The organism is Micromonospora deserti (assembly GCF_003236335.1).
GTDB lineage: Bacteria > Actinomycetota > Actinomycetes > Mycobacteriales > Micromonosporaceae > Micromonospora > Micromonospora deserti.
The window spans coordinates 1-7,164 of sequence record NZ_POUB01000288.1; the positions used below are offsets into that span (position 1 = coordinate 1).

Here is a 7,164-nt window from a genome sequence, read left to right on the forward strand (position 1 = left end):
CACCAGAACCCGTGGCCCCGCCCGAGCCGGCCGCCGCCCACCGCCGCTGACCCGACGACCGCGCCGCCGGAGACCGCTCGTCGCGCCCCGCCGCCGCGGCGAGGCCCGGAACCGCGCCCCCGGAGGCAACCTCTTCCGCCAGGGTCTCCCGCCGGCGGCGCCGGACCCACCTCCCGGCGGTGATCGGGAGGCGGACGGCGCGGTCAGCGCGGGAGGAGGGCGTCGGCGGTGCTGGCGAGCAGCTGCCATGCCTCGTCGACGTGAGCCTCGGTGGTCTGCGGTGAGCCGACGGCCAGGCGCAGCGCGTACCGGCCGGCCACCCGGGTGTGCGTGAGGTGCACCCGACCTGTGGCGTTGACCCGGGCCAGTAGCTCGGCGTTGGTCTCGTCGTCAGCGCGCAGCCGGAAGCAGACCAGCGAGTACGGGTGCGCCGCGGCCAGCTCGAACCGGTCGTCGGCGTGGACCCGGTCGGCGAACCGCCCGGCGAGCGCGACCCCCGAACGGATGTGTGCGCGCAACCCCTCGACGCCGTACCAGCGCAGCACGAACCAGAGCTTGAGCGCCCGGAACCGGCGGCCCAGCGGCACCTGCCAGTCCCGGTAGTCGATCACCGCGCCGGACTCGGTGGCCGCGTTGCGCAGGTACTCCGGCAGCACGGTCAGCGCCTCGATCAGCTCGGCCGGGTCGGCCACCCAGAACGCGTCGCAGTCGAAGCCGGTGAGTAGCCACTTGTGCGGGTCGAAGCAGTACGAGTCGGCGTACTCCAGGCCGGCATGCCCGAAGCGTAGCTCCGGGCAGACCGCCGCCGCCCCCGCATACGCGGCGTCGACGTGCAGGAACACGCCGTACTCCGCGCAGATCGCGCCGATCTGCGGCAGCGGGTCGATCGCGGTGGTGGACGTGGTCCCGACGGTGGCCACCACGATGGCGGGCACCACACCGGCGGCCCGGTCCGCCTCGATCGCCGCCCGCAGCGCCGCCGGGGACATCGCCAGCGTGTCCGGGTCCACCTCCACCGGCCGTACGCCGTCGGTGCCCAGCCCGGCGATCCGGGCGGCCTTCTCGATCGACGAGTGCCCCTGGGTGGAGGTGTACGCGCGGTAGCGGCGGTCGACGCCGACCTCGCGCCACCGGCCGCCCCCGGCCCGGTGCAGCGCGACCAGGGTCGCCACCAGCGTCGCCGAGGACGCCGAGTCCTGGATCACGCCGCCGCCGCCGGAGCCGGAGTGGAACCGCTTCGGCAACTCCAGCAGGTCGGCGAGCCAGTCCAGCAGCACCGTCTCCAGTTCGGTGCAGGCGGGGCCGGTCGCCCAGAGCATGCCCTGCACGCCCAGCCCGGCGCTGACCAGGTCGCCCAGCACACTGGGGCCGGAGGTGTTGGCCGGGAAGTAGCCGAAGAAGCCGGGGTGCTGCCAGTGGGTCAGCCGCGGGGCGATCAGCGACTCCAGGTCGGCCAGGACCGCCTCGACCGGCTCGCCGTGCTCCGGCGGCCCCGCCGGCAGCCCGGCGGCCACCGCGCCCGGTGAGTCCTGCGAGGCCACCGGGCGCTGCCCCAGCGTCGCCCAGTAGTCGGCGATCCAGTCCACCACGGCATACCCGGCGCGACGGAACTCGTCCGGGGTCATGTGCTCAGCCATTTCTGGAGTGGATCAGGAGACCGGTGGTGGGGCAAGACAATCATGGATGGTGGCGAGAAAGCGCTTGCCCTTGCATCGCAGGTGCGCGGAGCCACCCTGTTGACACCTGATCCCGGGCCGCGCCGGCCTGGAGGTGTTCACCATCCACGAGTCCGGCAGCCAGCCGGCCGCCGACGTGCACGACGCCCGCACCGGCCAGGTGATCTGGCAGCGGCCCAACAACGGCGGCGCGGAGGGCCCCGGCCGGGGTGTCGCCGGTGACGTGTACGCCGGCAGCCCGGGCGCCGAGTTCTGGGGCGCCGGCACCAACATGGGCAACCTGTACGGCCCCACCGGCGCGATCGTCGGGCGCAACCCGTCGTCGGCGAACTTCCTCGCCTGGTGGGACGGCGACCCGGTCCGCGAACTGCTCGACCGCACCCGTGGCGCTCTCCGCGGACCTGCTCGGGGACTGGCGCGAGGAGGTGCTCTGGCGCACCAGCGACAGCCGGGCACTGCGGATCTACAGCACGCCGATCCCGACCGGCACCCGGATCCACACCCTGATGCACGACCCCCAGTACCGGGTCGTGATCGCCTGGCAGAACACCGCCTACAACCAGCCCCCGCACCCGGGCTTCTTCATCGGCGACGGCATGGCGAACCCGCCCGCGCCGAACATCCACCTGCGGTGACCGTCACCCCCGCCGGGCCCGGTGGCGCCGGGCCCGGCGGCGGGGCAGGCACCGGGCCGCAGCCGCGGAATCCGCACAGCTGCGGCCCGGTGCGCCACACCGCGGCATCCCCGACCCGTCCCGACCGGGGAATGCCGTACCACCACCTGTCAGGAACAGTAGGCAGGCCGGGGGTCGCGGGGGTGACGCCGACGTGAAGATCGTGTTTCAGGCGCTCCGCCGCAGGCCGCCGGCCACCTGCTCGGCGATCAGCTGGTACGAGCGCACCCGGTCGTCGATGTCGTACACCAGCGTGGTCAGCATCAGCTCGTCCGCGCCGGTGCGCTCCAGCAGGTCGGTCAGCTGCCGGCGTACCGTCTCCGTCGACCCGGTGGCCTGCCCCTCCCGGCGCTGCGCGACGAACTCCCGCTCCAGGTCGGTGTACGGGTACGCGGCCGCCTCCTCGGGTGTGGCGAGCGGCTCCGGGCGACCCGAGCGCAGCTTCAGGAACGACAGCGCGGCCGGCCCGGCCAGCCACTCGGCCCGTTCGTCGGTCTCCGCGCAGACGGCGTTGACCGCGACCATCGCGTACGGCTTCTCCAGCCAGCGCGACGGCCGGAAGCTCTGCCGGTACAGCGCCAGCGCGGGCAAAGTGTGCTGCGCGCTGAAGTGGTGCGCGAACGAGAACGGCAACCCCAGCAGCCCGGCCAGCTGCGCGCTGAACCCGCTGGAGCCGAGCAGCCAGATCGCCGGCTGCTCACCCCGGCCCGGGGTGGCCGTGATCGGCCCCGGCTGCTCGCCGCTGAAGTAGTTCATCAGGTCGGCCAGCTCCCGGGGGAACCCCTCCGCCGACAACCCCTCCATGGTCCGGCGTAGCGCCAGCGCGGTGACCTGGTCGGTGCCCGGCGCCCGGCCGATGCCCAGGTCGATCCGGCCCGGGTGCAGCGCCTCCAGCGTGCCGAACTGCTCGGCCACCACCAGCGGTGCGTGGTTGGGCAGCATAACCCCGCCCGAGCCCAGCCGGATCCTGCTCGTGTGCGCGGCCAGGTGCGCCAGCAACACCGCCGGCGCGGACGAGGCGATCGCCGGCATGTTGTGGTGCTCGGCCACCCAGAACCGGTGGTAACCCAGCTCCTCGGTGCGCCGGGCCAGCTCCGTGGTGTGCCGCAGGGCGTCACCGGCGGTGGTGCCGGCCGCGACCGGAGCAAGATCAAGAACAGCGAGCGGTACGTTGATCACACGTCGCGCCAACACCGCCTGCGCCGGGTTTGTTCCACTCGCCGGACGGGTCACACCCGACGGGCCACCGGCCGTGGCCCGCCCCGCTCAGCCCAGACCCCGGGCCTGCTCGAAGATCAGGCTGGTCTGGGTGTGCTGCACCGCCGGGTCCACCGCCAGATGGTCCAGCACGAAGTCCCGCAGCGCGTCCGCCGAGGCGGCCCGCACGTGCAGCACGTAGTCCTCCGCGCCCGCCACGTGGAACACCGACACCACCCCCGGCAGCCGCACCGACCGAGCCCGGAACGCGTCCACCGCGGCCCGCTCGTGCGCGGTCAACCGCACCGACACCAGCGCCTGCAACGGCAGGCCCACCGCCGCCGGATCGACCTCCGCGTGGAAGCCCCGGATCGCCCCGCACTCCCGCAGCGCCCGGGTCCGGGCCAGGCACGTCGACGGCGCCACGCCGACCCGCTCGGCGAGGGCGTTGTTCGGCAACCGGCCGTCCGCGGCCAGCTCGGTGAGGATCGCCCGATCGGTGTCGTCCAGGGCCGCGAATGGCCGCACATCATTCACTACAGGGGGCATGCCGCCATCCTGCACCGAATCATTCGGCTTCTCTAGTGCTATTCACCGAATCATCTGCGGACCTATTGCCCCCACCTAGCCGCATGTTCGATCCTCTCCGTCATGACGACCGTGGACACCCGAGCCGTGCACGCCGGCCGCGACGACCTCGCCGCCCTCGGCGTCCACGTACCGCCGATCGACCTCTCCACCACCAACCCGCTGCCCTCGGTCGACGCCGGCGGCGACGCCTACGAGACCCTCGCCACCGGTGGCACCCTCCCCGCCGGCGGCAGCGCCGTCTACCAGCGGCTCTGGAACCCCACCGTCGCCCGCTTCGAGACCGCCCTCGCCGACCTCGAAGGCACCGCCGAAGCGGTCGCCTTCGCCAGCGGCATGGCCGCCCTCACCGCCGCCCTGCTCGCCGCCACCCGCGACGGGAAACGGCACCTCGTCGCCGTCCGCCCCCTCTACGGCGGCACCGACCACGTACTCGCCACCGCCCTGCTCGGCACCACCGTCACCTGGGCCCGACCCGACCAGGTCGCCGCCGCCGTCCGCTGCGACACCGCCCTCGTCATCGTCGAGACCCCGGCCAACCCCACCCTCGACCTGGTCGACATCGCCGCCCTCGCCCGCGCCGCCGGCGACGCGCCGCTGCTCGTCGACAACACCGTCGCCACACCGGTGCTCCAGCAGCCCACCCGGCACGGCGCCACCCTCGTGCTGCACAGCGCCACCAAGAGCATCGGCGGACACGGCGACGTGCTCGCCGGCGCCATCGCCTGCGACCCCGACTGGGCCGCCCGGCTGCGCCAGGTGCGCGCGCTCACCGGCGCGATCCTGCACCCGCTCGGCGCGTACCTGCTGCACCGCGGCCTGCAGACCCTCCCGCTGCGGGTCCGCGCCCAGCAGGCCGGCGCGGAGAAGCTCGCCGCCTGGCTCGCCGACCACCCCGCCGTCACCCGCGTGCACCACCCCTCGCTGCACGACCCCGCCGGGCTCGTCGGCCGGCAACTCGCCGGCCCCGGCAGCCTGCTCGCCTTCGAGGTACGCGGCGGAGCGCCCGCCGCGGCCACCGTCGCCGGCGCCTGCCGCCTGATCACCCACGCGGTGTCGCTCGGCGGCGTCGACACCCTCATCCAGCACCCGGCGTCGCTGACCCACCGCCCCGTCGAGGGGGCCGCCAAGCCCAGCGGCGGGCTGCTGCGCATCTCCGTGGGCCTGGAGGACCCGGAGGACCTGCGTGCCGACCTGGCGCGGGCGCTCGCCGCGATCGGCTGACCCGCCGCGCCCGTCCCAGCTGCCCGCCGACGCCGTTGATCTGCGTCGATCGCTCGCCGACCGGCACCCAGGGTGGGTTCAGCCCGGTCAGGACTTGGGGCCGACGTGCCGGTCGAGGGCGGCGACCGCCTCCCGGCGGGCCACCGACAGCGAGTTGCGCCGGTTCATCCGCCAGGCGACGCCCCGCAGGTCCAGCGCCCACCGGCACAGGCCCATGATGTCGGCCGACTCGTTGGTGAACTCATGCGGCGACGAGGTCGGGATAAGCGGTCGGCACGCAATGCGGAGAACGGGAACCTTGGCACTGACGGCCAGGTGGCCGTCGCCCAGGTACAGGCCGAGTAGATAGGCGTAGGTCGAACGATCTGTCGGATTGTCGACGCCGGGGGAGCAGCGGAAGCAGCGGAGGGCCGTACCGATGAGTGCCGGCTCGGGTCGGTCGACGCACCAGTGCCAGACGGTGGTGTAGGGCAGGGAGAGGCTCTGGGCTAACGACCGGATGTTGTAGCCAGGGCTTCGAAGAGCGCGGACACGGGCTCGGAGGTGTGGTGGGTGCACACCCGCATCATCGAGCGGGTGTGCGACCAATGTGCCGGGAGCGGGACTTGAACCCGCACGCCCTCTCGGGCAGATGCTTTTGAGGCATCCGAGTCTGCCGATTCCTCCATCCCGGCTCCGCCCCTCGGACGGGTGTCGCTCACTGTACCCGACTAGGCTCTTGCGGGAGCATGGGTGGTAGCCGTGCCGAAAGGATCGTGGGGGGTAGGGCTCATGGGCGAGACGCAGACGGATGCCGAGCGCAGGCGCGTACTGATCGCCGAGGATGAGGCGCTTATCCGGCTGGACCTCGCCGAGATGCTCGTCGAAGAGGGCTACGAGGTGGTGGGGGAGGCCGGTGACGGCGAGACCGCCGTCCGGCTCGCCGAGGAGCTCAAGCCCGACCTGGTCATCCTCGACATCAAGATGCCGATCATGGATGGGCTGGCCGCCGCCGAGCGGATCGCCGGTGCCCGGATCGCCCCGGTGATCATCCTGACCGCGTTCAGCCAGCGGGACCTGGTGGAGCGGGCGCGGGCGGCCGGCGCGATGGCGTACCTGGTGAAGCCGTTCCAGAAGAGCGACCTGGTGCCGGCGGTGGAGATCGCGCTGTCCCGGTACTCGGAGATCGCGGCCCTGGAGGCGGAGGTCGCCGGGCTGACCGACCGGCTGGAGATCCGCAAGACCGTGGAGCGCGCCAAGGGCGCGTTGATGACGACGTACGGGATGTCCGAGCCGCAGGCGTTCAAGTGGATCCAGCGCACCGCGATGGACCACCGGATGACCATGAAGGAGGTCGCCGAGCGGATCCTCGCCGAGACCTCCGGCGGCGAGGTCGCCCAGCCCGCCTCCTGAGCGCCGGCCCGCCCGGTCCCTCCCGAGACCGTGAGGCGCCGCTCGGTTGATTCGTGCCGGCCACGGCCCGGCCGTTCGGGGACACGCGCCCGGCGGGTGGATCGATAGCATCTGATGCCGTGTCGGTACGGCGGCGGGTGGCGGTGCTCGGTGTGCTCGCCGTGCTGTTCGCCGGCTGTACCCGGCCGGCGGCGCCCGCTGGTGACGGGTCCGCGCCGCTGCGCCCGGCCTGGCGGCCGGTGACCCTGCCGGCGCCGCCGGGCGCGCCCGGTCGGTTGCTGGTGCGCGACGCCGCGGCCTGCGCCGGCCGGTGGTACGCGGTGGGTGGGGTGGCCGACGCGGCGGGGGAGACCCGGCCGGCCGCCTGGACGAGCACCGACGGGGCGTCGTGGTCCTGTCGCTTATACACATCT

Annotated in this window: 6 protein-coding genes, 1 tRNA gene and 2 pseudogenes; 4 read left to right on the forward strand and 5 right to left on the reverse strand. The window is 73.5% G+C overall.

Going from position 1 to position 7,164, the window contains the following annotated elements:
- Positions 1 to 203 precede the first annotated feature (203 nt).
- Positions 204 to 1,637, reverse strand: a complete 1,434-nt coding sequence (locus C1I99_RS27055; protein WP_233512740.1) for a pyridoxal phosphate-dependent decarboxylase family protein — start codon at positions 1,635 to 1,637, stop codon at positions 204 to 206.
- Positions 1,638 to 1,770: 133 nt separating this feature from the next.
- Between C1I99_RS27055 and C1I99_RS27060 the strand changes: the two are divergent.
- A pseudogene (locus C1I99_RS27060) lies at positions 1,771 to 2,311 on the forward strand (rhamnogalacturonan lyase family protein).
- A gap of 207 nt (positions 2,312 to 2,518) precedes the next feature.
- Here C1I99_RS27060 and C1I99_RS27065 read toward each other — a convergent pair.
- Together C1I99_RS27065 and C1I99_RS27070 are read right to left on the reverse strand one after the other, a co-directional pair.
- The gene (locus C1I99_RS27065; protein WP_111137045.1) at positions 2,519 to 3,541 is read right to left on the reverse strand and encodes an LLM class flavin-dependent oxidoreductase; all 1,023 of its coding nucleotides are present in this window, start codon (positions 3,539 to 3,541) and stop codon (positions 2,519 to 2,521) included.
- A gap of 75 nt (positions 3,542 to 3,616) precedes the next feature.
- Positions 3,617 to 4,096, reverse strand: coding sequence for an Lrp/AsnC family transcriptional regulator (locus tag C1I99_RS27070; RefSeq protein WP_111137041.1), 480 nt, complete (start codon positions 4,094 to 4,096; stop codon positions 3,617 to 3,619).
- Between the two features lie 102 nt (positions 4,097 to 4,198).
- On the opposite strand from C1I99_RS27070, the gene C1I99_RS27075 reads away from it, so the two are divergent.
- Positions 4,199 to 5,359, forward strand: a complete 1,161-nt coding sequence (locus C1I99_RS27075) for a trans-sulfuration enzyme family protein (protein WP_111137042.1) — start codon at positions 4,199 to 4,201, stop codon at positions 5,357 to 5,359.
- A gap of 87 nt (positions 5,360 to 5,446) precedes the next feature.
- On the opposite strand, the gene C1I99_RS34670 is transcribed toward C1I99_RS27075, so the two are convergent.
- Both C1I99_RS34670 and C1I99_RS27085 read right to left on the reverse strand, forming a co-directional pair.
- A complete protein-coding gene (locus C1I99_RS34670) occupies positions 5,447 to 5,575 on the reverse strand; it encodes a hypothetical protein (protein WP_267897525.1) in 129 nt (42 codons plus the stop codon).
- Between the two features lie 374 nt (positions 5,576 to 5,949).
- Positions 5,950 to 6,033, reverse strand: a tRNA-Leu gene (locus C1I99_RS27085).
- Between the two features lie 97 nt (positions 6,034 to 6,130).
- Here C1I99_RS27085 and C1I99_RS27090 point away from each other — a divergent pair.
- Positions 6,131 to 6,751 (forward strand): ANTAR domain-containing response regulator, encoded by a 621-nt coding sequence (locus tag C1I99_RS27090; protein ID WP_111137044.1) that lies wholly within the window; start codon positions 6,131 to 6,133, stop codon positions 6,749 to 6,751.
- Between the two features lie 119 nt (positions 6,752 to 6,870).
- A pseudogene (locus C1I99_RS27095) lies at positions 6,871 to 7,164 on the forward strand (hypothetical protein); the annotation flags it as partial.